This window comes from Alcanivorax sp. HI0083 (assembly GCF_001635175.1).
Window position 1 is genome coordinate 1 of sequence record NZ_LWFX01000558.1, and the last position, 732, is coordinate 732.

Annotated in this window: 1 protein-coding gene; it reads left to right on the forward strand. The window is 56.1% G+C overall.

The genetic code is table 11. The features are described from left to right. A partial coding sequence (locus A3754_RS05665) for a TVP38/TMEM64 family protein (protein WP_197468488.1) occupies window positions 1–732 on the forward strand: 732 nt, incomplete at both ends.

Consider the following 732-nt stretch of genomic DNA (forward strand, 5'->3'; position numbering starts at 1 on the left):
ACGCTGGCCGCCGGGGCCCTGTTCGGCTTCTGGATTGCCCTGGCACTGGTGTCCTTTGCCTCCTCAGCGGGCGCTACCCTGGCGTTTCTCGCCTCCCGTTTCCTGTTTCATGACACGGTGCAGAATCGCTTTGGCGAACGGCTGAAAAAACTCAATGAGGGAGTCAAAAAAGAAGGCGCATTTTATCTTTTCACATTGCGTCTGGTGCCTGTTGTCCCGTTTTTCATTATCAATCTGGTTATGGGCCTCACCCCCATCAAAGCGCGCACCTTTTACTGGGTCAGCCAGGTGGGCATGCTGGCAGGCACGGCGGTCTACGTGAATGCAGGCACCCAACTTGGCCAGATCGGCAGCCTGGGGGGGTTACTGTCGCCTCAGTTATTGGGCGCCTTTGTGCTGCTGGGTATTTTCCCCTGGATAGCCAAGGCGATCATGGCCCGCTTGCAGTCACGCAACGTGTACAAGGGCTGGAAAAAACCCAAACAGTTTGACCGCAACCTGATTGTGATTGGCGCAGGCTCTGGCGGGCTGGTCAGCGCCTACATTGCCGCCACCGTCAAAGCGAAAGTGACCCTGATAGAGAAACACAAAATGGGTGGCGACTGCCTGAATACCGGGTGCGTGCCGTCCAAGGCACTGATCAAGAGTGCCCGCGTGGCCTTCTATGAAAAGCAGGCGGAAAAGTTCGGCTTCGACAGCATTCGCAATGACTTCCGTTTCCGTACATTGATG